Source organism: Haloarcula sp. CGMCC 1.2071, assembly GCF_037078445.1.
Lineage (GTDB): Archaea > Halobacteriota > Halobacteria > Halobacteriales > Haloarculaceae > Haloarcula > Haloarcula amylolytica.
The window spans coordinates 1-501 of record NZ_JAYMGY010000065.1; the positions used below are offsets into that span (position 1 = coordinate 1).

Below are 501 nucleotides of genomic sequence, written 5' to 3' on the forward strand. Positions count from 1 at the left end.
CGGTGGTTGTTCTCAATTTACGCGTTCCTCCGGTTTAACACGAGTCTTCGCCAACTACAGTGCGAGATCGAGGTGACACACAAAACCATGCACCGGCGCATCGAGCGCTTCGCCAGAGCGCTCGATGCGCCTTCCCTCGATCTCGTCGGCCCGATCGAAATCGACGAAGTGTACGTCTCTGCCGGGAAGAAAGGCCGCGAGCGTGACCGGGAGTCGCGCTCGCGTGGCCTGTCCACGCGCGGGCGTGGTTCGTACAGCGGCGACAAGCCACCCGTGTTCATCATCGCCGACCGTGGCACCGGACAACGGTACGTGATCCCGGCGAAAGCCGCAGATGAATCGACGATTCGACTCCTGCTGGCTGACCGCCAGCAGGAGTCAATCACTGTCTATACCGACGGCTTTCGAGCGTACGAACCGCTCGAAGACGACGACGCATTCGACCGCGAATACGTCGTCCACGGCGACGGCGAATACGCCGACGACGAGGTGCACGTCAAC

At 61.5% G+C, this 501-nt stretch carries 1 protein-coding gene; it reads left to right on the forward strand.

The window, feature by feature from the left end; all coding sequences use genetic code 11:
* The coding region (locus VI234_RS21240; protein ID WP_336331232.1) for an IS1595 family transposase at positions 1 to 501 on the forward strand (501 nt) is incomplete at both ends.